At 71.3% G+C, this 26,516-nt stretch carries 23 protein-coding genes; 16 read left to right on the top strand and 7 right to left on the bottom strand.

What is annotated here, in order from left to right; translation table 11 throughout:
* Positions 1-105: 105 nt before the first annotated feature.
* The 11 genes from mutS to ACOOE8_RS03990 all read left to right on the top strand — a co-directional run bounded on the left by mutS (position 106) and on the right by ACOOE8_RS03990 (position 11,034).
* On the top strand, positions 106-2,796 hold the full coding sequence (gene mutS, locus ACOOE8_RS04040; RefSeq protein WP_420393580.1) for a DNA mismatch repair protein MutS: 2,691 nt from the start codon (positions 106-108) through the stop codon (positions 2,794-2,796).
* Positions 2,796-3,116, top strand: a complete 321-nt coding sequence (locus tag ACOOE8_RS04035) for a DUF1330 domain-containing protein (protein WP_420393579.1) — start codon at positions 2,796-2,798, stop codon at positions 3,114-3,116. The genes mutS and ACOOE8_RS04035 overlap by 1 nt, the downstream gene beginning before the upstream one ends.
* Positions 3,113-3,913 (top strand): 4-hydroxy-tetrahydrodipicolinate reductase, encoded by an 801-nt coding sequence (gene dapB / locus ACOOE8_RS04030; RefSeq protein ID WP_420393578.1) that lies wholly within the window; start codon positions 3,113-3,115, stop codon positions 3,911-3,913. Before ACOOE8_RS04035 ends, dapB begins: the two co-directional genes overlap by 4 nt.
* A 376-nt stretch (positions 3,914-4,289) precedes the next feature.
* A complete protein-coding gene (locus ACOOE8_RS04025) occupies positions 4,290-4,676 on the top strand; it encodes a hypothetical protein (protein ID WP_420393577.1) in 387 nt (128 codons plus the stop codon).
* A 63-nt stretch (positions 4,677-4,739) separates the two neighbouring features.
* Positions 4,740-5,882, top strand: coding sequence for a glycerate kinase (locus ACOOE8_RS04020; protein ID WP_420393576.1), 1,143 nt, complete (start codon positions 4,740-4,742; stop codon positions 5,880-5,882).
* 307 nt (positions 5,883-6,189) lie between these two features.
* The gene (locus ACOOE8_RS04015; RefSeq protein ID WP_420393575.1) at positions 6,190-6,996 is read left to right on the top strand and encodes a transporter substrate-binding domain-containing protein; all 807 of its coding nucleotides are present in this window, start codon (positions 6,190-6,192) and stop codon (positions 6,994-6,996) included.
* Positions 6,997-7,015: 19 nt separating this feature from the next.
* On the top strand, positions 7,016-7,690 hold the full coding sequence (locus tag ACOOE8_RS04010) for an amino acid ABC transporter permease (RefSeq protein ID WP_420393574.1): 675 nt from the start codon (positions 7,016-7,018) through the stop codon (positions 7,688-7,690).
* A 1-nt stretch (position 7,691) separates the two neighbouring features.
* Positions 7,692-8,381: an amino acid ABC transporter permease gene (locus ACOOE8_RS04005; RefSeq protein ID WP_420393573.1), complete on the top strand. Its 690-nt coding sequence runs from the start codon at positions 7,692-7,694 to the stop codon at positions 8,379-8,381.
* A complete protein-coding gene (locus ACOOE8_RS04000; RefSeq protein WP_420393572.1) occupies positions 8,359-9,096 on the top strand; it encodes an amino acid ABC transporter ATP-binding protein in 738 nt (245 codons plus the stop codon). The genes ACOOE8_RS04005 and ACOOE8_RS04000 overlap by 23 nt, the downstream gene beginning before the upstream one ends.
* Entirely contained in the window at positions 9,089-10,039 is a 951-nt protein-coding gene (locus ACOOE8_RS03995) for a DUF6282 family protein (protein ID WP_420393571.1), read from the top strand. Before ACOOE8_RS04000 ends, ACOOE8_RS03995 begins: the two co-directional genes overlap by 8 nt.
* Positions 10,040-10,044: 5 nt before the next feature.
* The gene (locus ACOOE8_RS03990; protein ID WP_420393570.1) at positions 10,045-11,034 is read left to right on the top strand and encodes a phosphotriesterase family protein; all 990 of its coding nucleotides are present in this window, start codon (positions 10,045-10,047) and stop codon (positions 11,032-11,034) included.
* Positions 11,035-11,064: 30 nt separating this feature from the next.
* Here ACOOE8_RS03990 and ACOOE8_RS03985 read toward each other — a convergent pair whose 3' ends face one another.
* The 5 genes from ACOOE8_RS03985 to ACOOE8_RS03965 form a co-directional block, all read right to left on the bottom strand.
* Positions 11,065-12,063, bottom strand: coding sequence for an ABC transporter ATP-binding protein (locus ACOOE8_RS03985; RefSeq protein ID WP_420393569.1), 999 nt, complete (start codon positions 12,061-12,063; stop codon positions 11,065-11,067).
* On the bottom strand, positions 12,060-13,109 hold the full coding sequence (locus ACOOE8_RS03980; RefSeq protein WP_420393568.1) for an ABC transporter ATP-binding protein: 1,050 nt from the start codon (positions 13,107-13,109) through the stop codon (positions 12,060-12,062). The genes ACOOE8_RS03985 and ACOOE8_RS03980 overlap by 4 nt, the downstream gene beginning before the upstream one ends.
* Complete coding sequence (locus tag ACOOE8_RS03975) at positions 13,106-14,014, bottom strand: ABC transporter permease (RefSeq protein WP_420393567.1); 909 nt, start codon at positions 14,012-14,014, stop codon at positions 13,106-13,108. Before ACOOE8_RS03975 ends, ACOOE8_RS03980 begins: the two co-directional genes overlap by 4 nt.
* 3 nt (positions 14,015-14,017) lie before the next feature.
* Positions 14,018-14,959, bottom strand: coding sequence for an ABC transporter permease (locus tag ACOOE8_RS03970; RefSeq protein WP_420393566.1), 942 nt, complete (start codon positions 14,957-14,959; stop codon positions 14,018-14,020).
* A 62-nt stretch (positions 14,960-15,021) separates the two neighbouring features.
* On the bottom strand, positions 15,022-16,617 hold the full coding sequence (locus tag ACOOE8_RS03965) for an ABC transporter substrate-binding protein (RefSeq protein ID WP_420393565.1): 1,596 nt from the start codon (positions 16,615-16,617) through the stop codon (positions 15,022-15,024).
* A gap of 125 nt (positions 16,618-16,742) precedes the next feature.
* Between ACOOE8_RS03965 and ACOOE8_RS03960 the strand changes: the two genes are divergently transcribed.
* The 3 genes from ACOOE8_RS03960 to ACOOE8_RS03950 are packed head-to-tail and all read left to right on the top strand — an operon-like array spanning position 16,743 to position 19,557.
* Positions 16,743-16,940, top strand: a complete 198-nt coding sequence (locus tag ACOOE8_RS03960; protein WP_420393564.1) for a hypothetical protein — start codon at positions 16,743-16,745, stop codon at positions 16,938-16,940.
* Positions 16,937-18,325: an amidase gene (locus ACOOE8_RS03955; protein ID WP_420393563.1), complete on the top strand. Its 1,389-nt coding sequence runs from the start codon at positions 16,937-16,939 to the stop codon at positions 18,323-18,325. The genes ACOOE8_RS03960 and ACOOE8_RS03955 overlap by 4 nt, the downstream gene beginning before the upstream one ends.
* A complete protein-coding gene (locus ACOOE8_RS03950; RefSeq protein WP_420393562.1) occupies positions 18,322-19,557 on the top strand; it encodes a Zn-dependent hydrolase in 1,236 nt (411 codons plus the stop codon). Before ACOOE8_RS03955 ends, ACOOE8_RS03950 begins: the two co-directional genes overlap by 4 nt.
* 475 nt (positions 19,558-20,032) lie before the next feature.
* On the opposite strand, the gene ACOOE8_RS03945 is transcribed toward ACOOE8_RS03950, so the two are convergent.
* Positions 20,033-20,503 carry a hypothetical protein gene (locus ACOOE8_RS03945; RefSeq protein WP_420393561.1) on the bottom strand — a complete coding sequence of 157 codons (471 nt, stop codon included), beginning with the start codon at positions 20,501-20,503 and terminating at the stop codon, positions 20,033-20,035.
* A 3,634-nt stretch (positions 20,504-24,137) separates the two neighbouring features.
* On the opposite strand from ACOOE8_RS03945, the gene ACOOE8_RS03940 reads away from it, so the two are divergent.
* Both ACOOE8_RS03940 and ACOOE8_RS03935 read left to right on the top strand, forming a co-directional pair.
* Positions 24,138-24,530, top strand: coding sequence for a hypothetical protein (locus tag ACOOE8_RS03940; protein WP_420393560.1), 393 nt, complete (start codon positions 24,138-24,140; stop codon positions 24,528-24,530).
* Between the two features lie 40 nt (positions 24,531-24,570).
* Positions 24,571-25,083, top strand: coding sequence for a transposase (locus ACOOE8_RS03935; RefSeq protein ID WP_420393559.1), 513 nt, complete (start codon positions 24,571-24,573; stop codon positions 25,081-25,083).
* A 412-nt stretch (positions 25,084-25,495) separates the two neighbouring features.
* On the opposite strand, the gene ACOOE8_RS03930 is transcribed toward ACOOE8_RS03935, so the two are convergent.
* Complete coding sequence (locus ACOOE8_RS03930; RefSeq protein WP_420393558.1) at positions 25,496-26,335, bottom strand: hypothetical protein; 840 nt, start codon at positions 26,333-26,335, stop codon at positions 25,496-25,498.
* Positions 26,336-26,516: the final 181 nt, after the last annotated feature.

Raw genomic sequence — 26,516 nt, 5'->3', positions numbered from 1 at the left:
TGCCTTGCCGGTGCCGCGCGCGCCGGCCGCGTGTGGATTGCGGCGCGCCTTGCTTGAAGCACCGCGCCCGTCTTTCTAGCCTGCCTGCGCACCTTGGGATGAACCGTGGACGCAAGCGCGCGCGCCGAGCCTGATCGCGACGAGGAGGATCGGCGAGCGGCCGACGCCGTCGTCCCCGGCGCGACGCCAATGATGGCGCAGTACCTCGCCATCAAGGCCGAGCATCCCGAGGGGCTGCTGTTCTACCGCATGGGCGACTTCTACGAGCTGTTCTTCGAGGACGCCGTGGTCGCCGCGCGCGCGTTGTCCATCCACTGCACCACGCGCGGCATGCACGGCGGCGAGCCGGTCAAGATGGCGGGCGTGCCGGTCCATGCCGCCGAGGACTACCTGGCGCGGCTGATCGCGCAGAACTTCCGCGTCGTCATCGCCGAGCAGGTGGAGGACCCGGCCGAGGCGCGGCGGCGCGGCGCGAAGTCGGTGGTGGCGCGTGCTGTCGTGCGCATCGTGACGCCGGGGACGGTGACGGAGGAGCGGCTTCTCGACCCGTCGCGGCCGGCGCGGCTCGTGGCGTTGGCGCCGGTGAGGGGGCGGGTCGGGATCGCGGCTGCGGACGTCGCCGCTGGCCGCTTCGTGCTTTCGGAGGCGGATGAGGAGGCGCTCGGCGCAGAGCTCGCGCGGCTCGATCCGGTGGAGGTCATCGCGCCGGAGGGCGTCGCGCTGCCGGCGCTGCCGCCCCGGGTGTCCGTGGCGCGCCGCGCGCCCTCGGCGTTCCGCATCGCAGGCGCCGCCGCACGGCTCGCCTCGGCCTACGGTGTCGCCGACCTCGAAGCGTTCGGCGCGTTCGGCGCGGCGGAGGCCGCCGCCGGCGCGGCGCTCGTGGACTACCTCACCGAGACGCAGCCCGCCGGCGCGCCCCCCCTCGACCCTCCCGCCAAGGACGCGCCGGGAAGGATCATGGCCATCGACGCGGCGACGCGCGCGAGCCTCGAGCTCACCCGACCTGCGCGGGCCGACGGGCCGACGCTCCTGTCCGCGGTGGACCGCACCGTGTCCGGCATCGGCGCCCAGCGCCTCGCCGACCGCTTGGCGAGCCCGTCCACGTGCGGCGAGGAGATCGCCGCCCGGCACGATGCGGTGGCCGCCTTCGTCGCCGACCCTCGCTCGCGCGCGGGCGTGCGCACCACCCTGAAGTCGGCGCCCGACGCGATGCGCGCCGTCGGCCGCCTCGCCGCCGGCCGGGGACAGCCAAGAGACGCGCTCGCCGTGGGCCAGGCGCTCGCCGCTGGCGCCGCCACGGCCGCCGTCCTGCCGAGGAACCCTCCGGTGCTCCTCGCAGAGGCGGCGAGGCGCCTCGCCGAAGCCCCCGGCGCGCTCGGCGGCCGCCTCGCAGCGACGCTCGACGAGCGCGCCGCCGCGGCGAATGCCCCCGACGGCTTCGTCGCCGAGGGGATAAACGCCGCCCTCGACGAGGCACGCACCCTGCAGCGCGAGGCGAGGCGCTACGTCGCCCGCCTGCAGGCCGACTACGTGGAGCGCACCGGCGTCCGTTCGCTCAAGATCAAGCACAACGCCGTGCTCGGCTGGTTCGTCGAGGTGCCCGCCGGCCACGCCGACACCCTGCGCAGTAACGGCACCTACCAGCACCGCCAGAGCCTCGCCTCGGCGGTCCGCTTCACCACCGACGCGCTGCGGGACCTCGAGTCGCGCATCCTCGCTGCGGCGGACGACGCGCGGGCGGCGGAGGCGTCGATCTTCGCGGCCCTCATCGCTGACGTCGTCGCCGAGCGGCCCTTCATCGCCGCAGTGGCGGATGCCATGGCCGAATTGGACGTCGCTGCTGCGCTCGCCGAGCGCGCCGTCGCCTCGCGCTGGGTGCGGCCCGACGTGATGGACGGCCTCGACTTCGAGGTCGTCGGCGGGCGGCATCCCGTGGTGGAGGCGGCGCTTGAGGATGCGTCGCGCTTCGTGCCGAACGACTGCACGCTGTCGCCGCCGGACGGCGACGGGCTCGCGCTGTCGGTGATCCTCACCGGGCCCAACATGGGCGGCAAGTCCACCTACCTGCGGCAGAACGCGTTGATCGCCGTGCTCGCCCAGGCGGGCTCCTTCGTGCCCGCGACGCGCGCGCGCATCGGCATCGTCGACCGGCTGTTCTCGCGCATCGGCGCCTCCGACGACCTCGCCGCCGGCCGTTCCACGTTCATGGTCGAGATGGTGGAGCTCGCCGCCATCCTGAACCAGGCGGGACCGGCCTCGCTGGTCGTCCTCGACGAGGTGGGTCGCGGCACGGCGACCTTCGACGGCCTGTCTATCGCCTGGGCCGCGCTCGAGCGGCTCAACGACCTCGGCTGCCGCACCCTGTTCGCCACGCACTACCACGAGGTCACCGCGCTCGCCGAGCGCCGCGCACGCATCGTCAACGCCACCATGCGCGTGAAGGAGTTCCGTGGCGAGATCGTGTTCCTGCACGAGGTCGTGGAGGGCGCGGCGGACCACTCCTACGGCGTCCAGGTGGCCCGCCTCGCGGGGCTCCCCGCGACGGTGGTGCGGCGCGCCCGGGACGTCCTCGCCCGGCTCGAGGAGGTGGACCGCGGCGCCGCGCGCGCCGCGCTCGCCGCCGACCTGCCGCTCTTCGCCGCCGCGCCGCAGGCCCAGGCCCCGACCGCCAAGCCGTCGCGCGCGCTGGCGGCGCTGGACGCGGTCGACCCGGACGCACTATCCCCGCGCGAGGCGCTCGAGGCGCTCTACGACATCAAGGCGGCGCGGGCCGCCGAGCAACGCGGAGGGGAGTGATGGCGAAGGGGTACTGGATCGGCCGCGTCGACGTGACCGACCCCGAGGTTTACAAGGAGTACGTCAAGCTGAACGCGGCGCCCATCGCCGCGCACGGGGGACGGTTCCTCGTGCGCGGCGGCGAGTTCGTGCCGAGCATCGGCTCCGCGCGGGAGCGCAACGTCGTCATCGAGTTCCCGTCCTACCAGGCCGCGCTCGACTGCTGGCACTCCGAGGGCTACCAGGCCGCGCTCAAGGTGCGCCTGCCGGTGTCGGTGTCCGAGCAGCTCATCATCGAGGGCTACGACGGTCCGCAGCCGGGCGACACGACGGCCGGATGAACGTCGGGATCGCGGGCGTCGGCGGGCGCATGGGTCACGCGCTCGTGCGCGCGATCGCCGAGGCCGGCGATCTCCGCCTCGCCGCGGCGACATCCCGGCCGGGCGGCACGGCCGTGGGCATGGACGCCGCCGCCCTCGCCGGTCTGCCACCGTGCGGCGTGACCGTAGCGGACGACGCCGGCGAGTTCGTCGCGTGCGCCGCCGTGATCGACTTCACGACGCCGGCGGCGAGCGCTGCGCTGGCGCCCCGCCTCGCGGCGATGGGCGCCGCACACGTCGTCGGCACCACCGGCTTCAGCCCGGACGAGGACGGCGCCATCGCCGACGCGGCACAGCGCATTGCGATCGTCAAGTCGGGCAACATGTCCCGCGGGGTGACGCTCCTTGCCGCGCTCGTCGCCGACGCCGCCCGCGCGCTGCCGGACGCCGACGTCGAGGTCGTCGAGATGCACCACCGCCGCAAGGTGGACGCGCCGTCGGGCACCGCGCTGCTCCTCGGCGAGGCCGCGGCTGCCGCGCGCGGCGCACCGCTCGGGGCCGTCGCCGTGCGAGGCCGAGACGGCCAGACCGGGCCCCGACCCTACGGCGCCGTGGGGTTCGCATCCCTGCGCGGCGGCACGGTGGTCGGCGAGCACGATGTGGTCCTTGCGCTTGACGGGGAGCGGATCGTCCTGTCCCACCGTGCGGAAGAGCGTGCCATCTTCGCCCGCGGGGCGGTCGCCGCGGCACGCTGGACCGACGGGCGTCCGGCCGGGCTCTACACCATGCGCGACGTGCTCGGGTTGCGCTCGTCATGACGCTTTGGCGACACCTGTGCTCCGGGCGCATCAGATGGCTGGTCGTTCCCTGCGACGGATCGTCCATCCACGGCGGGGCTTCGAGCACGGTGCCACTCGACAGGGGTCGGCGCGGGGCAGCTCGGCGGCGGGACGGGAACCGTCCACCTTACGAACGACTTGGGCGACACGAAGGTCTGTCGTGTCCAAGGCTTGTACCGTCTGCTGAATACGACCTAAGAGCGAGTCATGGAGCCAGTCACAAGAAAGCCGAAAAGGTTATCCACAAGCTGTGTATTACGGGGGTCCGTGCGTTCCACGTTCGTTCGTCACTACACGTTGCGGTAAGGTCGACGGTGTCAAGTTCGCAGCGCGCGTGAGTTGGCAGGGAGGCTTCATGCTCATCAATGACTACGTGTCCGCCGCAGCAGGCCGGTCGCCGCACTCGGTCCCGCTGTTCTGGTGGCAGGGCTGGAGCAGCGCCTGGTACGTGGCGTCGGTGTACAGTCTCACGAACTTCTCGTGCCACGAGCCGGGGACCTTCATCCTAGCACGGTGCGAGGCTCACGGGCGGCGCACGCCCCTGCTGATCGGCTCGGCGGAGGCCGTGAGCGACGACCTCTTCGCCAACCACGGCGACGCGCTCCTGCGTGCAATCAAGGCCGGCGCCACGGAGGTGCACGTGCACCTCGCCGCCGAGACCGCCGAGCAGCGCCTGCTGGCGACGGAGGACATCGCCGACGGTTGGCAGATGACCGCCTGCAGCGTCCCCGTCCACGCCTGACGATTGCCCGGCGCTGGTTCCGCCGCCGACGCCTCGCCCTCATCCGCCAACCCGGCGGCATCCATGTTCATCCTAGTTGCCTGCGACAAGTTCCGCGGAAGCCTGACGGCCGTCGAGGCAAACGACGCGGTGCTCGCGGGGTTGTCCGCGAGCGCCCTCGACGCGACCGCGCAGGCCGTCGCCATCGCCGACGGGGGCGAGGGCACCCTTGATGCGCTTTCCGGTCCCGCCACCGAGCGGATGACCGCCGTCGTCGCCGGACCCTTCGGCGCGCCCGTCGAGGCCGACTGGCTGGTGGACCGGCCGACGCGCCGCGCCATCATCGAGGTCGCTGCGGTGGCCGGCCACGCCAGCGTCCGCGGGCGCGGCTACGATCCTGACGTTGCGACGAGCGCGGGGATCGGCGAGCTCGTCCGTGCCGCCCTCGACGCCGGTGCGCGTCGCCTCGTCGTCACCCTGGGGGGCTCCGTCACGGTGGATGGTGGGGCCGGCGCGCTCGAGGAGCTCGGCGCGACGTTCCTCGACGGGGACGGCCGGGTGCTCGGCCGGCCCGCCGGGCGGGCGCTCCTCGACGTGCGTCGGGTCGAACTCGCCGGGCTCGACCCTCGCCTCGCCGACGCAACCTTCGAGCTCGCCGCGGACGTTGACAACCCGCTGACGGGACCGGACGGCGCCGCGGCGGTGTTCGGCCCGCAGAAGGGCGTCGCCTGCGCCGACGTCGCCGCATTCGACGCCGCCCTCGCCCACCTCGACCGGATGCTCGCCGACGCTCGCGGGTCGACGCCGCTCGCCCACACACCCTTCGCGGGCGCTGCCGGCGGCCTCATGGTGGGCCTGTCGGCCGCCGCGCCGACTGTGGCGCGTGACGGCTTCGCGCTCGTGTCAGACCATCAGGACCTCGACGCGCGGATCGCCCGTGCCGACCTCGTGGTGACGGGGGAGGGCTCGCTCGACGACCAGTCGCTCGCCGGGAAGGGGCCGATCGCCGTCGCTCGTGCCGCTGCTGCCCGCGGCGTGCCGGCGATCGCCTTCGCCGGGCGCCTCGCGGCGGACGACGAGGCGCTTCGGGCCTGCGGCGTCGTCGCAGCCTTCGCGCTTGCCCGCGGCCCCGCCTCGCTCGAGGAGGCCCTCGCCAGCGCCGCCGGCGACCTGCAGCAGACCGCGCGAGCCGCCTTCGACCTCATCGCCGCCGCCCGCCGCGCGTGACGCGTGGCGGCCGTTGGCGGCGGTTCCTGCCGGGATCCGCACGGCAGCGGCACCTCCGCGATGTTGACGCGAACAGCTCCTGTCGTTGCATCATGCGCGGCAGCGTCGACAGGTGCACTCGGGTCGGCCTCGGCGACGACGGACCCTCCGCTTGGGAAGCGCCGGGCCAACCCGTTGCTCGGCGCAGCAAGCTGGAGGAATGTCGCGTCGTCACGCTCGACGGCAGGCGAGCGGACGGCACGGACCTTGCGTCGCACCGGGCAATTCGGGCCGGCCCGAAGGGTCGGCCAAGCATCGAGGAGGACTCATGTTCAAGACACTCACCATCGCCGCGCTCGCCGTCGTCGCCGCGCTCGCGGCGCCGCTGGATCGCGCCGACGCACGCCCGCTCTCGGAGATCATCGATTCCGGCACCCTGCGCGTCGGCGTGAACCCGACGTTGCCGCCGCTCGGCACCTACAACGAGCGCAACGAGATCGACGGCTTCGACGTCGAGTTCTCGCAGAAGATCGCCGAGATGCTAGGCGTCGAGCTCGAGGTGGTGCAGGTGGGCTCGCCCGACCGCATCCCGTTCGTCTCGTCCGGCAAGATCGACTACGTCATGGGGGCGATGACGCGCACTCCGGCGCGCGCGCTCATCATCGACTACACGATCCCGGTCCACACCGAGGTGTTCGGCGTGCTCACCACCGAGGACAAGGGCTACTCGACGGTGGAGGAGCTCAACTCGCCCGACGTCACGATGGTGCAGGTGCGCGGCACGACACCGATCCAGTACATCGAAGAGAACCTGCCCGAGGCGGAGGTGCTCCTCCTCGACAACTACCCGGACGTCATCCGCGCGTTGGCGCAGGGGCGCGGCGACGCGATGCTCGACGTTGTGGACTTCGTCGGCGAGCACATGAACAAGCATGACGTCGCGTGGAAGGTGATGGATACGCCGGTCGACGTGTACTACTGCGCGCTGGGCGTCCAGAAGGGCAACTCGACGCTGACGGACTGGCTGAACATCGCGATCTTCGAGCTGCACCGCGACGGCGTCGTCGACGAGCTGTGGAAGAAGTGGTTCGGCATCGACATGCTCTACCCGGTAGGCGTGTCGCCGTACTTCTGAGCAAGGACGCGGCCGGGCGGTGGGTTACTCCATCAACTACGGGCAGGTCGTCGAGTACCTGCCCTACCTCGTCGGCGGTGCGTTCGTGGCGCTGCAGATCGCGTTCCTCGCGTTCTGCGGCGGCCTCGTCCTCGGCCTCCTCGGCGCGTTCGCCAAGACGTTCGGCGGCGCCCTGCTGCGCCGCGTGACGGACGCGTACGTCGTCTTCTTCACCAACACACCACAGCTCGTGCAGATCTACTTCTTGTACTTCGCGCTGCCGGAGGCCGGCATCCTGCTCTCGAGCTACTGGGCCGTCGTCCTTGGCATGACGCTGAACGCCGGGGCCTACCTCACCGAGATCCAGCGCGCGGGCTTCACCTCGGTGCGCCAGACCGAGATGGAGGCCGCCGAGACGCTGGGCATGAGCCGCCTGCAGCAGGTGCGCTACGTGATCGTCCCGCACATCGCGCGGGTGCTCTTCCCACCCCTGTCCAACCATTACATCCTGATGACGCTCGGCACCTCCATGGCCGCGATCTTCGGCGTCGAGGAGCTGACCGGCCGCGCGCTCAACGTGAACTCCGAGACGTTCCGCTCCATCGAGGTCTTCACCCTGACCGCCGGGCTGTACGTCGCGGTGACGCTGATCGCGAGCGTTGCGCTCGGGCTCGCCGGCCGCTGGCTGTTCCGCGCCAAGATGCGGGTCGTGTGACGTGATCGAGCGCATCCTCGAGGAGGCGCCGCGCTTCTTCACGTACTGGAACATCCTCTTCCTCGGCGGCGCGATGCTGACGACGTTCCTGCTCACCGCGGTGGGCTGCGTGCTCGGCTTCGGCTTCGGCTTCCTGATGGCGGTGGCACGGGGGACCAGCGGTCTCGTCCTCGCGCCGCTGCGCGGCCTCGTGTTCGCGATCACCGAGGTGTTCCGCCGCGTGCCGTTCCTCGTCACCCTGTTCATCGTGTTCTACGCCTTCCAGGGCGCGGACCTCGACCTGTCGGTGTTCTGGGTCGCGATGACCGCGGTCGTCCTCATCGCGGCGAGCTTCATCGGCGAGATCGTGCGCGGGGGGCTCGAGTCGGTGCACCGCAACCAGTGGGACGCGGCGGAGGCGCTCAACATGGGCCGCATCCAGTCGCTGCGGTACGTGATCCTGCCCCAGGCTTGGCCGGTGATCCTGCCGCCGGCGTTCTCCTTCTTCATCCTGTTCATCAAGGACACCGCGCTCGCCTCCCAGATCGGCGTCGTCGAGCTGACCTACGCGGGCAAGGTGCTGAACAACCGGGGCTTCTCCGCCGCGCTCGTGTTCGGCACGGTGCTCGTGCTCTACTTCGTCCTGTCCTACCCGCTGACGCGGCTCGGACGCTGGCTGGAGGCGCGCGTTGCAGCACCTCGACATCGTTGACATCTCCGCGCGCTACGGCCGGGAGCCGGTGCTGCAGCGCATCTCGCTTGGCGTCGACCGCGGGGAGATCATCAGCCTCATCGGGCCGTCGGGGTCCGGCAAGTCGACCCTCTTGCGCGTCCTCATGGGCCTGCTGCGGCCCACCGAGGGGTACATCTCGTTCTCGGGCGAGCGCATCGACTACACGAGCGCACGCAACGTGCGGGAGATCCGCAACCGCTTCGCCATCGTCTTCCAGGCGTACAACCTGTTCCAGAACATGACGGCGCTCGACAATGTGACCGTCGCGCCGCTCAAGATCCGCCGGCGCGACAAGCGCGAGGTGGTGCCGGAGGCGGAGGCGCTGCTCGAGAAGGTCGGCCTGAAGGACAAGATGCGCGCCTACCCGGACGAGCTGTCGGGCGGCCAGCAGCAGCGCGTCGCCATCGCCCGCGCGCTCGCGCTGCGGCCGGAGCTCCTGCTGCTCGACGAGGTCACCGCCTCCCTCGACCCCGAGCTCGTGGCGGAGGTGCTCGACACCATCCGCGAGCTCGCCGGCGAGGGGATGACGATGCTCATCGTCAGCCACGAGATGGGCTTCGTGCGCGAGGTCTCGTCGACGGTCGCCTTCATGGACGCGGGGCGCGTGGTGGAGGTCGGCCCGCCGGACCAGGTGTTCGGCGACCCGCAGGAGGCACGCACGCAGGACTTCGTGCGCAAGATCCTGCGTGGCTGATGTGCCTATAACGCGGCCCGGCGCGTCCAGCCCCGTGCGGCCGAACGCCGACCTCCTCGTCGGCGCCATGGACAACCACGTCCACGCCTGCCCGCACATCAACGCGCGCTCGCTCGACGTGTTCGACGCCGTGGAGGACGCGGCGGCCGCCGGCATGGTGGCCCTCGGCCTCATGGACAACTTCGCGCCGACCTCGGGCTACGCGGCGCTGGCGCGGCGGCGGCTCGGCCACCTCGGCGTGGACGTGTTCGGCGGCCTCATCATGGAGCCGCCGGCGGGTGGCGTGTCGGCGGAGGCCGTGCGCGCCTCGCTGGCCTACGGCTACGCGCCGGGCGACGGCGCCCGCTTCATCTCGCTGCCGACCCACCACACGCGCCACATCGCCGAGCAGGAGGGGCGCTCGCCCGCCTACCTCGAGGGCTGCCTCGCGATCCCCGACGCCGGACCGCTGCCCGATCCGTTGCCGGAGATCCTCGACCTCGTGGCTGGGGCGGACGTCGTGCTCAACACGGGGCACCTGTCCGGTCCCGAGGCGGTGCGCGTCGTCGAGGCGGCACGGGCTGCCGGCGTGACGCGCATCCTCGTCCCGTCCTCGCACTACGATGGCAGGACGGTGGCCGAGGTCGTCCGGCTCGGCGGCGTCGCCGAGTTCTCGTTCTTCTTCGTCAGCCACGCGACGCAGGTCGGCCTCACCCACGTCGACGCGGCGGCGAACACGGTGGCGCCGGTCGCCCTCGCCGACATGGCCGAGCGCATCGCCGCGGCGGGCCCGGACGCCGCCATCCTGTCCTCCGACTGCGGCGTCGGCGTCCTGCCGCCGCCGGCGGAGGGCCTGCGCGAGTTCCTCGTCCTGTTGCAGCACGCCGGCGTCCCCCGCGACCACCTCCGCGCGATGGTCCGCGACACGCCCCGCCGCCTCTTCAATGTTCCACCGTCCGAATGAGCGTGGTGCGCACCGTCACGGGCGACGTCGCGCCGGAGGCGATCGGGCCGACCCTGATGCACGAGCACGTCTTGTGCGACCTCACCCAACCGGACCGGCGCGACGAGCCGGAGGTCGAGATCACGCCGCAGAACGCGTTCGAGGTGCGCTACCACTGGGACCGACACGTCGGGAACCATCGGCTCCTCGACCGAAGCGTCGCCGCCAACGAGCTGCGCCGGTTCCGGAAGGCCGGCGGCCGCACCGTGGTCGAGCTGACGAGCGAGGGCATCGCGCCGGACCCGGAGGGCCTCGCCGCGGTCTCGCGGCAGGCGGACGTCCTCGTCGTGCGCGGCTGCGGGACCTACGTCGCCGCCTACGCTGGGGAGGCGCTGACCGCGGCATCGGTCGACGCGCTCGCCGAGCGCATGGTCCGTGCGATCCGCGACGAGGGCGCGGGCATCATCGGCGAGATCGGCCTGTCCGACCCGCCGCACCCGGCGGAGCGTCGCGCGCTGCAGGCGGCCGCGATCGCCTCGCGGGAGACCGGCGCCGCGGTGAACGTCCACCCCCCGCGCGACGCAGCCGGCGTCTTCGAGGCGGTCGACCTGTTCGTCGACACCGGAGGCGATCCGGAACGTCTCGTCCTGTCGCACATGGACCGCACGTTCGCGGGCGCCGACGAGCCGTCCCGGCTCGCCGACCGGGGCGTGGTCGTTGAGTGGGACTTCTTCGGCATCAACGATGCGCACTACCCTTACGCCGCCATCGACCTGCCCCACGACGGCGGCCGGCTCGACATCATCCGCACGATGATCGACCGCGGGCACCTCACGCGCGTCGCGCTCAGCCAGGACATCTGCACCAAGTCGCGACTGACGCGCTGGGGCGGGCACGGCTACGCCCACCTCCTGACCAACGTCGTCCCCATGATGCGGCGCAGGAGCTTCGCCGAGGAGGAGATCGACGCCCTCCTCGTCGCGACACCCCGACGGCTCCTCGCCATCGACCCCTAGAGCGCTCAGAACCGCTCCAACTCAGATGTTCTAGGCCGGCAACGCCTCGTCCAGCGCGAGCTCGCCGGCGGCGACGCGCAGGCAGCGCGTGGTGTGGCCCGGTGCGACCTCCGCCTCGCGCGGCGTCTCCGCCTCGCAGCGCGGCACGGCGTGGGGGCAGCGCGGCGCGAAGGGGCAGCCACCGGGCAGCGCGCGCATGTCGGGCGGCATCCCGCCGATGGCGGTGAGGCGCCGCCCGCGCATGGAGCCGTGCACCGTGGAGGACAGGAGGCCGGCGGTGTAGGGGTGCCGTGGCGCCTCGATCACGTCGATGGCCGAGCCCGTCTCCACGAAGCGGCCGGCGTACATGACGGCCACGCGGTCGGAGATCTCCGCGGCAACGCCCACGTCGTGGGTGACGAAGACGACGCCCATGCCGAGCTCGCGCTGCAGCTCGCGCAGGAGGAGGATGATCTGGATCTGCACGGTCACGTCGAGCGCCGTGGTGGGCTCGTCCGCAAGTAGGACCGACGGGCGGCACGACAGGGCGAGCGCGATCATCGCGCGCTGACGCATGCCCCCCGACAGCTCGTGGGGGAACGCGCGCAGGCGTCGCTCGGTGGAGGGGATCTGCACGCGGTCGAAGAGCTCGCGCGCCCTGCCCATCGCCTCACGCTGCGAGACCCCCTCGTGGCGGCGCACCGCCTCGGCGATCTGCTCGCCGACGGTGAAGACCGGGTCGAGCGCGGTCATCGGCTCCTGGAAGATCATCGCGATGCCGGGCCCGCGGACCTCGCCCATCTGACGTTCCGGGAGGCCGACGAGCTCGCGCCCCTCAAAGCGCACGGAACCGCGCAGGGTCGTCGTGCGGCGCGGCAGCAGGCCGACCAGCGCCCGCAGCGACACCGATTTGCCTGAGCCCGACTCGCCGAGGATGCCGAGCACCTCGCCCCGCGGCAGGTCGAAGTCGACGCCGTTCACCGCGTGGAGCGGCCCCTCGCGCGTCGCGAACGCCACCGTAAGGTCGCGGACCTCGAGGAGCATCGTCATCGCGCCGCCTGCGAGTGGCCCGAGCCGCGGAGGTGCATGTGGCACGCGACGAGCTGGCCGTGCGCGGCGTCCGTCCCCACGCCGAGCGCCGGCTCGCGCGACCGGCAGACCGCCTCGGCGTGGGAACAGCGGGTGCGGAAGCGGCAGCCGGACGGCGGGTCGATGGGGTTGGGCGGATCGCCGGTGAGGGGCGGAGCCTCGGTGCGTCGGCGTGGGTCCATCGACGGCATCGCCGACATCAGCGCGATGGTGTAGGGGTGCTGCGGGGCCTCGTAGAGCGCGTCGACCGGGCCGATCTCGACGACCTGGCCGAGATACATCACCAACACGCGGTCGGCGATGTACTGGACGACGTTGAGGTCGTGGCTGATGAACACGTAGGTGAGGTCGAGGCTTTCCTTCAAGTCCTGCAGCAGGTTGAGCACCTGTGACTCGACCGACTTGTCGAGCGCCGATACCGCCTCGTCGAGCACGACGATCCTAGGGTCGAGGGCCAGGGCACGTGCGATGTTCACCCTCTGTCGCTGCCCGCCGGACAGCTCGTGGCCGTAGCGGCCGGCGTAGCTCACCGGGTCGAGCCCGACCTGTGCAAGGAGCTCCGTCGCCTTCTCCAATGCCTGGCGCTTGGGCATCCCCTGGACCATCGGTCCGAACGCGATGGACAGCGCCAGCGGTAGCCGTGGGTTGAGGCTCGCGTAGGAGTCCTGGAACACCATCTGCATCTGGCCGTAGAGCTCGCGCACTGCGAGGCCCTCCGGCCCACCGACCCGGCGCCCGCCCAACACCACGGTGCCGGAGTCGGGCTCGATGAGGTTCATGAGGAGCCGCGCGGTCGTCGACTTGCCGCAACCCGACTCGCCGACGATGCCGAGCGTCTCGCCCGCCGCGACGTCGAAGGAGACCCCGTCCACCGCCTGCACCGCCTTGCGCTGGCGCGACAGGAGCCCGCGGCCGAGGGGGAAGTGCTTGACGAGGTTGCTCACCTCGAGGAGCGGGCGCGGCCGCGCCGAGGCTGTCGTGGCGGAAGCGGGCAGGGGCGCGTTCACGGCCGCACGTCCATCGCCTGGCGCAGGCCGTCCGACATCAGGTTGAAACACATGGAGGTGACGAAGATCATCGCGCCCGGCAGCGCCGCGATCACCGGATCGACCCAGATGGCGTTCCTGAGGTTGTTGAGCATGAGGCCCCACTCCGCGCTCGGCGGCGTGACGCCGAGGCCGAGGAAGGAGAGCCCCGCGGCGAGGATGATGGAGATTGAGATGAGGCTCGTCGCGTAGACGAGGACCGCGCCGAGCACGTTGTTGATGATGTGGTAGCGCATGATCGTCACCGGTCCGGCGCCGGAGGTGCGCGCTGCGTCGACGAACTCGTTGGAGCGCACCTGGGTCGTGATCGTCTCGGAGATGCGCACGATGGGCGGGATGAAGGTGATGGTCAGCGCAAGGATCGTGTTGGCGATGCCCGCGCCCAGGATGCCGGTGATGGCGATGGCGAGGAGGATGGACGGGAACGCGTAGAGCACGTCCATGGAGCGCATGATGAGCGTGTTGACGGCGCCGCGCAGGTAGCCGGCGACGATCCCCAGCGCGCCGCCGATGAGGAGGGCGAAGACGACGGGCGAGACGCCGGTGAGGAGCGTCAGCCGCCCGCCGTAGAGCAGGCGGCTGAAGAGGTCGCGCCCCGTCTCGTCGGTGCCGAGGAGGTGGTCCTCGAAGCCGATACCCTTGAGGCGTCCCATGATGGAGCCGTCCATGGGATCGTGCGTCGCAACGAGCGGGGCGAAGATCGAGGCCAGTACGATGAGGACGAGGACGGCCGTCACGCCGAGCGTCAGCCAATCGCGCGAAAGGCGCTCGCCGACGCGGCTCCAGTAGCCCTTGCCGCGCTGCGCGCGCCGCAGCGCCTCGGCGGCGGACAGGACGGGCGCACCCTCGGTGCGGGCGAGCGCCATCGGTTAGCGCCTGATGCGGGGGTCGATCCATGCCTGGAGCAGGTCGACGGCGATGTTGATGACGACGAAGATCGCCGCGAGCACCACGATGGTGGCGGTGAGCACGGGGATGTCGCGGCGGAAGATCGCAAGGTTCATGAGGTTGCCCGATCCTGGCCAGTTGAACACCGTCTCCACCAGGATGGAGCCGCCGAGCAGGTAGCCGAACTGGAGGCCGACGAGGGCGAGGATCGGCGGCGCGGCGTTCTTCATGACGTGGAGCAGGATGCGCGGGCGCATCAGGCCCTTGGCGTCCAGCGCCGCGATGAACTCCTGCGAGGTGATCTCGAGCACCGAGGCGCGAGTGAGGCGGCTCACGACGCCCATGGGGATGAGCGACAGCGTGACGACGGGCAGGATGAGGTGGCGCCAGTGGTCCCACGTCACCGGCAGCCCGTCCGGCCCCATGCCCTGGGCCGGCAGCACCGTGTAGATGACGGAGAACAGCGCGACCAAGACGATGCCGACCCAGTAATGCGGCAGGCTGACCCCGGTGATGGCGGTAGCCGAGAACACCTTGTCGAGCCAGGTGCCTCGGTTGAACGCGGCCAGCGAGCCGAGCGTCACGCCGAGGCCGAAGCCGAGGATGGTCGCTGGGATCGCGAGCTTCAAGGTGTTCCCCAGCGCGTCGAACAGCTCGTCCGCCACCGGCCGGTTGGTGAAGATCGAGACTCCGAGGTCGCCCTGCAGGAGGTTCCACAGCCAAAGGACGTATTGGACGTAGACCGGCTGATCGAGCCCATAGGACTCGCGCAGCCGGTCGGCCACCGCCTGCGGCGCCTCGGGCGGGATCAGGATGTCGGTCACGTCCCCGGGCGAGAGCTGCACCAGCGCGAACACGACGACGGAGACGCCGAAAAGGATCGGCACCGCGTAAAGGATCCGCTTGATGGCGTAGACCAGCATGGTTGCTCCGCGGCGATGGGCGTCGTTTGCAGGAGCGGCGGGGCGCACCCCGCCGCGGCGCATTACTCTTCGATGGTCACCGGGGTGAGGTCCTGGAACCAGCTCTGCGCGGAGGTGAAGTTCTTCACCTTCGGTGCGAGGGCGCGCGGGTTGAGGTCATGGACGATCCACAGCCAGGGCGCATCGTCCACGAGGATCTCGTTGAGCCGTGTGATGTTCTGGTCGATCACCTCGGGGTCCGTGGACTCCTGGATCTCGGCGAGCAGCCGGTCGAACTCCTCGTTCTCCCAGTGCCCCCAGTTGGAGCCGGTCGGCGTGAAGTTACCCGACCAGAACCAGCGCGCCATCTGCGAGATGTCCGAGGACACCAGCGAGATGTTCAACGCGTCCGACCCCGCTGCCTGGGGCGCGGACGGCTCGTTGCGGAACGCGACCAGCATCGTGCCCCATTCGGTGACCTCGAAGTCGATCGCGAACCCGCATTCGGCCAGCGTCTGCTGCAGGAACTCGTTCATCGGCAGCGGCAGCATCTGGCCCGAACCTGACGTCGAGATCATCACCTTGGCAGGGATGGTCGCCCCCTCCTCGTAGCCCGCCTCGGCGAGCAGCGCCTTCGCCTTGTCCGGGTCGAAGGTGTACATGTTCTCCGGCTCGCCGAAGTTCGGGTTCGTCGCCTTGAAGAAGCCCTGCGCCGGCTCGGCGAGGCCGTTGAGCAGCGCCACCATCCCGTCGCGGTCGATGCAGTAGTTCGCCGCCTGGCGCACCTTCACGTCGGCGAAGGGCGAGCCCTCGGTGACGTCGAACACCCACGGCCACACGTGCGGGTAGGAGTTCGTCACGATCTCGAAACCCGCCGCCTCGATGGACGGCACGGCGTCCGGCGGCGGCACCTCGATCCAGTCCACCTGGCCCGAGCGCAGGGCGGCGAGGCGGGTCGTCGCCTCAGGCATCGGGTAGAGCACGACGCGGTCGACCTTCGGCACGCGCTCGGCGTCCCAGTAGTCCTCGTAGGCCGCGAGCGTCACTGACACGCGCGGCTCGACCTCGACGATCTGGAACGGTCCGGTGCCCTTCGGCGCCTCGGCGTAGGCCGCCCAGTCGCTCCCGGCGGCCTCGAAGCCCGCCGGGCTCGAGTACAGCATGTAGACGAGGAGGTAGGGGAAGTACGACAGCGGCCGGTCGGTGGTGATCTCCAGGGTGAAGTCGTCGACCTTGCGCCATTCGGCGACGTTGGGAATGCGCGCCTGGGTGATCGCCGAGCCCTGGGCCTCGAACTGCGGCGCTTCGGGATCGTAGTACCGCTCGAGGTTCCAGATCGCGGCGTCCGCGTTGAACGGCGTGCCGTCGTGGAACGTCACGCTTTGGCGCAGGTCGAAGGTCCACTTGGTGGGGTCCTCCTCGCTCTGCGTCCAGCTCTCGGCGAGCCCCGGCCTGATGTCGGCGAGCGTGTCGGCGCTCGACAGGTCCCATAGGACGAGCCCCTCGAAGATCGGGTAGCCGAGGAAGCGCATGCCCTCGTAGCCGTTGTTGGGCATACCGGTGGTGGTCGGCACGTCCGACGCGGTCATCGCGATGCGCAGCGTCGTCTCCTGCGCGCCCGCCGCCACCGGCGCTGCGACGAGCGCCGCCGCGAGCATCGCGGTCCAGGTTTGTCTCATCGTGGCTCCTCGTTGCCTTGCCGCCGCGGCCGTCCGGCAGCGGTCGGTGGAGGCTAAGCAAGGGCGGGGCCAACACGCCCGGCACCCAACTTGCTTCGCGGCCGCCGACGCAGAAGGAGGCGACGATGACCCGCGACGCGCTGAGGGAGCACCTGGAGAGGATGGGCCACACGGTGGCGCCGGCCTCGCTCGACGAGATCTACGCCGCGCTCCCCGTGCTGGAGGCGATGCGCCGCCGGGTCCGGCGCGGCTACGACCGTGCCGCCGAGCCCGCCCACACGTTCGACGCGGCGGCGTCCGGCACGCCCGGGACCGGCTCGTGAGCGCGCTCCATCACCTCACCATCGCCGAGGCGTCGACCCGGATCGCCGAGCGCTCGCTGTCCCCGGTCGAGCTTACCGAGGCGGTGCTCAGGCAGATCGAGGCCCGGAACGACACGCTGAACGCCTACGTCCACGTCGACGCGGACGGCGCCATGGCGAGCGCCAAGGCGGCGGAGGCGGACGTCGCCGCCGGGCGGCACAGGGGTCCGCTGCATGGCATCCCCATCGGCCTGAAGGACATCTACGACACCGCCGACATGCCGACGACGTGCCACTCCAACCTGTTCAAGGCGCGCCGGCCGAGGGAGGACGCGCACACCGTGGCGCTGCTGCGCGACGCCGGCGCCGTCATCCTCGGCAAGCTCGCGACCCACGAGTTCGCCTTCGGCGGGCCGAGCTGGGACATCGCCTTCCCGCCGGCGCGCAACCCATGGAACACGGACCACTTCACCGGCGGCTCGTCCTCGGGCTCGGGGGCGGCGGTGGCGGCGGGCCTTGCGCTCGGCGCCATGGGGTCGGACACGGCCGGCTCCATCCGCATGCCGGCGCACTTCTGCGGCCTCGCCGGCATCAAGCCGACCTACGGCCTCGCCTCGCGCCGCGGCGTGTCCCCGCTCGCCTACTCGCTCGACCACTGCGGCCCGCTCACCTGGACCACGCGCGACTGCGCCCTCATGCTGCAGGCCACCGCGGGGCACGACCCAGCCGATCCCGCGTCGGCCAAGGTGGAGGTGCCGGACTACGCGGCCGCCCTCACCGGCGACATCGCGGGGCTGAAGGTCGGCCTCATCCGGCACTTCTACGAGGCCGACGCCAGCGCGACGCCGGAGGTGCGTGCGGCCATGGACGCGGCGGTCGCGACGCTCGGCGAGCTCGGCGCCGCGGTGGAGGAGGTGCAGCTCTCCCCCCTTCAGGACTACCACGCCTGCAACTTCGTCATCCTGCTCGCCGAAGCGCTGGCGATCCACGAGGACGACCTCGCCGAAAGCCCCGAGCTCTACGGCGAGATCATGCGGGACCGGCTCTACCTGGCGACGCAGATCACCGGCGCCGACTACGTCCAGGCGACGCGCATGCGCCAGACGCTGTGCGCCGAGCTCGCCGCGGTGCTCGCGCGCTGCGACGTCGTGGTCACGGCGGGCGGCCTCCTGCCGGCGCCGGAGTTGACGGCGATCCCCAAGTTCTACCTGCTGGAGACGCCGTTCATCACCTCGCCGTTCAACGTGACGGGCAGCCCTGCCCACACCGTGTGCATCGGCTTCTCCGACGAGGGTCTTCCCATGGGCATGCAGATCGCCGGCCGCCCCTTCGAGGACGCGACCGTGCTCAAGGTGGGCGACGCCTACGAGCGGGCGACGCCGTGGCGCGACCGGCGGCCGTCGTGAGCGACGTCGCAAGCCTCAGGGTCGACGGCGACCGGTTCTGGGACACGGTGATGCGATCGGCCGCGATCGGCCCCGGCGTCGCCGGCGGCCTGTCGCGCTTGGCGCTCACCGACGCGGACCGCGACGTCCGCCGCCTTTTCGGCGCGCTCGTGGATGAGGCCGGGCTGACGCTGACGGTCGACAAGCTCGGCAACATGTTCGCGCGTTATGAGGGTCGGGAGGACCTGCCGCCCGTCGTCGCCGGCAGCCACCTTGACACGCAGGTCGCCGGCGGGCGGTTCGACGGGATCGTCGGCGTCATGGGCGCGCTGGAGGCGGTGCGGACGCTCGCCGACGCCGGGGTGCGCCCGCGGCGGCCCATCGTCGTCGTCAACTGGTCGAACGAGGAGGGCGCGCGCTTCCCTCCGCCGATGTCCGCCTCCGCCGTTTTCGCAGGGCTTCAGGGGCTCGAGTGGGGTCTGTCGCGCGTCGACCGCGACGCCCGCACCTTCGGTGAGGAGCTCGCACGGATCGGCTACGCCGGCGACGACAAGGTGGGCTTCCCCATCGACGCCTGCTTCGAGCTGCACATCGAGCAGGGTCCGCGCCTCGACGCCGAGGGCGTGCCGGTGGGCATCGTCACCGGAGGCGCGCCGACCCGGGGGCTGAAGCTTGAGGTCCGCGGCGAGCACGCCCATGCGGGCCCGACGCCGATGTTGAAGCGCCGCAACGCCCTCGTCGCCGCCGCCCGCGTCATCGTCGCGTTGGACGATATCGGCTGGCGCCACGCCCCTGCCGGCAAGACGACCTCGGCGCGGCTCGACGTGTCGCCGAACCTCTCCGGCATCATCTCCAACGAGGCGGCGCTGTGGTGCGACATGCGCCACCCCGAGGCGGCCACCGTCGAGGGCATGCTCGCGGAGTTCGAACGTGCCGTCGAGGCCGTCGCCGACGCCTCCCGCTGCGACGTCGAGGTCGTGGAGCGCTGGTGCTTCGGAGGGGACATCTTCGACGACGGCTGCGTCGCCCTGCTGCGCGAGGCGGCGGACCGGCTCGGCCACGCCCACCTCGACCTCCTGAGCGAGGCCGGCCACGACGCCTATAACATCGCCACGGTGGCACCGACCGCCATGGTGTTCTGCCCGTGCCGCGACGGCATCACCCACAACGAGGCCGAACACTGCGACAAGGCGACGACCATCCCGGCCGTCGACGTCCTCCTGCACGCCGTCCTCGCTCGCGCCGACCGCTGACGCCGCGCCGCCTCGAAGGCCGTCGTCCGCCCCCGCGGCGTGGTAACGCGCGCCCGCGGGTTCCGCGGCGCATGGCGTCCCACGGCGGCGTTGGTGGACGTCGTCCCTGACGTTCGCGTCTGTGCTTGGAAGGACCTTCGCACGTGTCCAGACAACCTGATCTGCGGACGTCCGGGCCAGCGTGGACCGGTAGTCCGCGACGGCTTGCAAGGAGGTCCGCGGGCCACGGGTCGGTCTCCCCCATCAACGAGTGTGGGACATCGCGATGCCGCTCGCGCGTTGCGTTGAGGTTGAGGGCGGCCCCAGGTGCGCGAGGGGGAGGAGCTGCAGGGCGATGTCGAATGTTTTCGTCTGCCGCACGCCCGGTTTGTGGGCGCGCTGCGGATCGCGAGCAGCGCAGCGGTTCGGATGATGCGAGCGGAGCGGGTGCACGAGGGCCCGGTCCCGGTCGTGCCGTGCCCTGGATCAAGCGCCGTCACCGCCCGTCCGGCGAGGCGTGCGACGTTGTCGGCGGCCGCCATCGTCGTGAAGGCGGTGTGACCTCGGCGAGGCCGCGGACCTCGGACTTGGGGAAGCTGGCCTGCGCCTTGATCCGGCGGAACACCTCCTCGATCCGCTTGCGGTGACACTGGCTCGCACGATGGCCCTCGTGGCGCAGCGTCCTGCCGTCGCGGTGCGGCGGACCCGGCCCCCGCTCGCCGACCGCGCCGTTGATCGCGATGGGCGGCGTCACCTTGCCTCGTCCGAGCGTGCCGACGAACGCCGCCACGTCGTACGCGTGGTCCGCGCCGAGGGTGGTGCGGCGCCGCTGATGGTGATGACGGTCGAGAAGCGCGAGCGTTGCCTCGCGCTGCGCGAGCCTGTCGTCTGGGTCGCCGGTGTCGTCGACACGCTTGCCCGTGAAATGAGGTGCCGCGATGTTTAGATCGAGAAGCCCCTTGCCCACCGCGGTGCCACGAACAGGGCGTCTTGTTGGCGCGGCCCGGCCCCGCAGCCTCGAGGAGCGGGCACGCGAAGGTCGGGCCGTGCGCCCACACCATCCAAGGCGGGGTGCGCCAGGCCGAGCGTGACGGCGACAGCCGTAGCGATGGGCTGAAGGGCGGGGACGCGAAGAGCCGCGGCGCCGTCGTCAGGTCCCCCACTTGCGGCAGGATAGCCGCCCGTCGCGCCCTCGGTCGTCCGCTCCAGGACTGCGAACCAGGCCGTGTAGCTGATCACGACGATGTGCCATGCGCTCGGCGTGTCCCGAGCCCGGCTCCCAGAGCGGTTCGGGGTCAGGTGGAGGCACCCAACGCGGAGAAGACCGCTCTCACCAACGCGCTAGGCCGCGTCCCCGTCACCGATCGGTCAAATCTTATCGGGTTTGGTCTGCCCTCGTTCACGCAGGGAGCGACCAGGACCGGCGCGATTGGAGCGACGCGGAGTGGGCGATCATCCAGCTGCGACGTGCCCGAGCGCTCCGGACCACGCACGACGCTCTACAACCGCTTCGTCCGATGGGCGAAGGGGATCTTGGACCGCATCCTGGCCGCCGTGTCAGAAGCTTACGACAGGGACATCATCATGATCGACGCCTCACGCGTGCGCGTCCATCAGCACGCCGCCGCCATTCAGCGGGGACCGGGACGAACACGGCATGGGCCGTTCCCGCGGCGGCCTGACCACGAAGATCCACGCCCTCGTATCGATCCCGAGGGGCGATCGATCCGCCTCGCGCTGACACCCGGACAGGGCGCTACGCACCGGCCGCCCTTGGCCTGATCGACGGCCTCGCCCCAGGCTCCATCCGCATCGCCGACCGGGCATAGGGCACCAACAAGATCCTCGCGCACGCGAGCGGATGCGGCGCATGGGCCCACATCCCGCCACGTGTGATCAGCAAGATCACGTTCGCCTTCAGCCGCCGCCTCGACCGCGAGCGCCAGCTCGTCGAGCTCCCGCGGCATAGCCACGCGGTCCGATCGCCGGCCTGACAACCTCGCCGCCATCACCCTCGCAGCGATCCGCATCTGGATCGCCGCGACATGTGTCCGGGCCTAGGGCATCTTATCGGCGTCTAAGAAGACCCAGTATGCTCCAAGCCCGGCGGGACTGGGAGCCGAGCCGACGCGGCCGGAGCGATGCCGCCCTCACCACGCGGATTTGCACGATCCACAAAGCGTCGAAGAGAGTTACGGCGCCTCGCGCATCCACGCCGAGCTCAGGGAGGCGGGCGTCGGAGTGGATCGCAAGCCCGTCCCCCGGCCGATCGAGGAAGGGGCCTTGCCGGCCTTAGCCGCCGAACAGGAACTTGTGCGAGGTGCCGCAACGATCGGCCGGCGTCCGACCCGGTCGAGGGGAACTTCCGCGCCGAGGCGCCGGACCGGCTGTAGGTCGCCGACGTCACCGACGTGCCGCCCCGGGCCGGCTTCCTCCCCGCCGCCGTGGCCCTTCATGCCTTCTCGCTCAAATCGTCGGCTGGTCGATGGGGTTCGATCCCAAGACTCAGCTGGTCCTGGACGCGCTCAACATCGCGTTGACGCGGCGGCAGCCCACCGGCGTGATCCACCACTCCGACCAGGGATCAACTTACGCGTCCGTCGCCTTCGGCCTCCGATGCAATCAGCCTCCAGTCTTGAGTTCGAGCCCCCTCGCCCGGCGCAGGTTCGGCACGACGGCCGAGGCGAAGACGGCCGTCCTTCAGTCCATCGTGGGCGGCACAATCCCGGCCGGCGCCATCCCGCGCTCGGCCACCTGTCGCCCATTGATCCCAAACGCTCCGCCGAGGAGCAGCTTCGCTCCGTCTGCCCGTAGCTGACCACCGAGGCGGGACAACTCCACCTCCCGTCAGCCCCGAGGACGCCACTGCATCGATGCGACGACAGCCAGGGCGACCGCTCCTCGGCCTGCGGGGGGCAGACGGCTGGACATTGGCCTCCCGCGCGGTGGTCGCGGGCACCAAGGCACACCCCTTGACCGACGGCAGCGGCCAGCCGGTCGCCGTTGGGATCATGCGAAGTCGGCTCGGCGACATCCGGGCGGCGCTGCCGCTCCCTGCAGCCGTGCCACCGGGGTGGGTTTGCCTTCCCGGCACAGCCTACGACAGCAACGGTCTTCCTCGACCGCCATCACCATCACCGGCGCCGCACCACCCTCGGCGCCGACCACGCGTACGACGTGGCGGGCGTTCGTCGGCACCGCTCAGACGAGGCAACGTGACGCCGCCCACGGCGATCAACGGCGCGGTCGGCAAGCTGGGCTGGGTCCGCCGCACCGTCCTCGACGGCAGGACGCTGCGCCCACGCGGGCGGTGCGGCGAGCCGGCGCCGTCGCAAGCGGTTCAAGGAGGTGTTCGGCCGGATCGGAGGGTGTCGGCGGCCGCGACCGTGAAGCGCGAGCGCTGCCTCGCGCTGCGCCGTGCCGTGCCTGTCGCCCGGGTCGCCGGCGCACCCACCGCCCCTCGCGGCCGTCGCCCTTGCAGTGGAGCCGGGCGTCGGGCTCGGTGGCGGACGCATGGGTCTCGTTGGAGCGGGTCTTGCCGCGCAAGTCCGCCCCGGCGTCGCGCCCGCCGCCGGGAAGCAGCGTGTCGTCGTCCCTTCCGCACGAAGCTTGGAGGCCCACGCCTCGATCGGCGTGCCGTCGACGGAAGAGTGCTCGGCCGACATGAGCGCCTTCGCCTCCGGCAGCGCGTGCACCACTCTTCTAATGTGCGGCACCTTGTTCGCTGTCCCGAACAACCCGAACCGGAAGCGGCCGCTCGGAAACGCCGCCTCTACCGCAACCGCATCGGGCGCGGCGTCGCGTCCGTCGCCCTTAGCGCTTCGCGTCCGATGGGGCTCCGACCGCCCTCGATCAACGAGCTAAAGCCTCGTGCTCGGGTCTGAGAAGACCGAGATGCCCTAGCAGGCGGCCGAAGACGTCGGCGGAGGCCGCCGCCGGATTGTGGTTCCCTCTTCGGAGGCGAGCGAGGGTGATCGGTAGCGCGTGGGTCGCGGGACGGGTCGGAGGGATGGTCGCGTCCGTGCGGCTTGAGGGGCGGGGGCCGCAGGACCGCCCTCTGCGCGGGATCCGCGCCAGCCCATGGAGCCGGTCGACTTGGACCTCCTGTTCCGCCGGTGCGCCGGGCTCGGGCTTGACGAGCGCGGTGCGGAACGCACGGGCTAGGTCGCCCACCATCGGCCGCGCCCGATCGTGGGGGACGGTGGTCGGATGCCGGACGGCGTCGCCGAGCCCGAGCCCGCCTCGCGGGACCTGCGGTGACGGCGCCTTGATCCAAGGCACGGCACGACCGGGCCGTCGTGCAACCGCTCCGCTCGCATCACCCGCACTGCTGCGCCGCTCGCGATCCGCAGCGCGCCCACAAACCGCACGTCTTCGGCAGCTGGCTAGGGCCCACCTCGGAGGGCATGTTCAGGAGCCTTCGGTCGCAGCGAGGCAGGCGGTGGCGAGGACGTCGGCCGCTAGCGCAGTTCCCCCATGACCGGAATCCTCCGGTAAGGACCGGGTGAGTCGGGCATCAACGGATCACCGTTGTCAGGGGCTGATCCGCAATGCATCGGACGAGAGGGCGAGCCTACAGCCAGGATCCGCGCGACCGCGTGTTGGCGGCAGTCGATGCCGGCGACGCGGTCCGGGTGGTGGCGCCGCGCTTCGGCGTCAGCATCTCGGACGTCTACAAGGCGCCGATCCAGCGTCGGCGGAGCGGCGAGCTTGCCGCCCGCACCGTCCGTGGCCGGTCGCCGCGCAAGCTCGCGGCCCACGAGCGGACGGTCGAGGCGTTCATGAGCGCCAGGCCGGACGCAACGCTCGCCGACCTTCGCCGGCACCTCCTCGAGGTGCACGGGATCAGCGTCTCGCTCGGCGCGGCGTGGCGGACGGTGCGCCGGCTCGGCCTCACGCTCAAGAAAAGTCCTACAAGCGGCCGAGCAGGACCGTTCCGACGTCGCCCGCCAGCGCCGGCGCCGGCGGCTGTGGCAGCGCCTTCTCGATCCTGACGCGTGCGTCTCCACCGACGAGACCGGCGCCAGCACAAAGATGCCAGCGCAAAGATGGCCCGGCTCTCCGGCTGGCGCCGAAGGGCGAGCGCGTGGTCGACGCCGTGCCGCACGGCCACCGGCGCGCCACCACCTTCGTCTGCGGCCTCACGATGGGCGGCCTCGTCGCGCCGCTCGTCCCGTCGGGGCTGATGCCGGGCCCGCCTTCCTCGCCTACACCGAGCAGTTCCTGGCGCCTTCGCTGCACCACGGCAGTGTCGTTGTCCCGGACAACCTCGCGGCGCAAAAGGTCGCCGGGGTCCGCAAGGCGGTCGCTGCTGCCGGTGGGAAGGTGATGTCCCCGCCGCCGTACTCGCCCGACCTCAACCCGATCGAGCAGGCCTCCGCCAAGCTCAAGACCGTGCTGCGCCGCCGCCGCGCCCGCACCCGCGACGACCCTTGGAACGTCATCGGCGAGCTGCTCGACCGGTTCAGTCCCGGCGAGTGCCGACACAGTGTCGAGCACGCCTTCCTATCTCCGGTCATAAGGAAAAGGCCGCTAGCGTGTCCGTAGCCCGTGGTGAGGCGGCGGAAGCCTGCTGGCGGCCGAACATGCGTTCGGTGGCGTCGCGGTCGCGGGGAAGGGAGGGCGAGAAACAGCCCCTCCAGCGCCGGTTGGCCGTCTGCGGCATGGGTGGGAAGGTCGCCTCGAGCTCGACCGCCTGGCGGATCGCGTTCGTGTGGTACGCCTTGTCACGGTCGACGACCCGGCGATCTGGGCTGCGTGTAGGAGGTCCGCAGCGGCTCGGCAGCCGCCGCTCGCCCTCCGGTTAGTAGGACGGCGATCGGGCGAGCGAGACGGTCAAGGCATGTCGCTCGAGCGCCCGCCTCGCACGAACCGGTGGAGCTCCTTCGTGTCCGTCGGCGACGGCCCGCTCACGGCCTCGCCGGTGGGCCTGACGCCTTCCGGCCGACCTCGCGGTGCCTCACAGCTGGCGGGCGAGGACCGTCACGTCCTCCTCGTCGCCGGAGCGGACGGTGAACGTGCGGCGGAAGGTGATGTCTCGGTGTTGGGCCACCGCCTCGTAGCGGCCCTCCGCGAGGGTCAGCGCGGCGTGGGCGCCGACGCGCTCGAAGACCGCCTCGCCGTCGTCGCCGTAGACGGTCCAGGCAGTGTTGGCGAGCGCCTCTCCACCGGCGTCTCGCACCAGCTTCAGGCGCACCGTCCCCGCCGCGTGGCGCAGCGAGACGCGGGTGAGCTTGCCAGCCTCCACCTTCACGTCGGCGCTGCGCACCGCGTTGAGCCCACCGTAGCGGCTGACGACGTGATAGGTGCCGGCTCGAAGCCTGGCGATGGAACCGGCGCGGATGGTGCCGAGCAGTCGGCGTTCGCCGCCCTCGTCGCCGTAGAGCTCGAACTGCGTATCGTCCGAGACCGGCCGGGCGGGATCGTCGAGCACGGCCGCGAGCTGAAGCCCGCCGGCGTCGAGCACGAGCGTCTCCACGTTGACCGCGCGTGTGAGGTCGAGCGTTCGCGACACCGCGGCGCGGCCGTAGCTCGCGTGCACGACGTAGCGGCCGGGCGACAGCCTGAGGTCGAGGTCGCCCCCCTCCGACCTGGTCACGAGGGGCCGCTCGCCGTCCGCTCCAACCTCGTCGCGGTAGACCCGCCATGCGACCCCCGAGCCGATGGGGTCGGACCCCTGCGACAGCTTGGCGACGAGGTAGAGTGCGACCTCTTCAAGGTCTGGTCGTGCAGCGAGCGCCGTAGGTGCAGAGGGGGCGTAGGCGCTGACCGAGGGGCTGAGGGCGCGTTCGCTCATCATGCGACGAAGGGCGCCCTGCGGATCGTCGGATGCTGCGATGCGATGGGGATGGGGCTGTGGAACCGGGACCGTCGCATGGGCAATGCACGGCACGGCGAGCAACACGATTGATGCGCAGGCGGTCCATCGGTTCATTGCACGCTCCCCATGGCGACGACCCTCGTTGGGCGGCCTACGCAGC

Origin of the sequence: Acuticoccus sp., assembly GCF_965213555.1 — a bacterium.
In the GTDB taxonomy this organism is placed as follows: domain Bacteria; phylum Pseudomonadota; class Alphaproteobacteria; order Rhizobiales; family Amorphaceae; genus Acuticoccus.
This window is presented reverse-complemented; position numbering and strand designations above follow the sequence as displayed.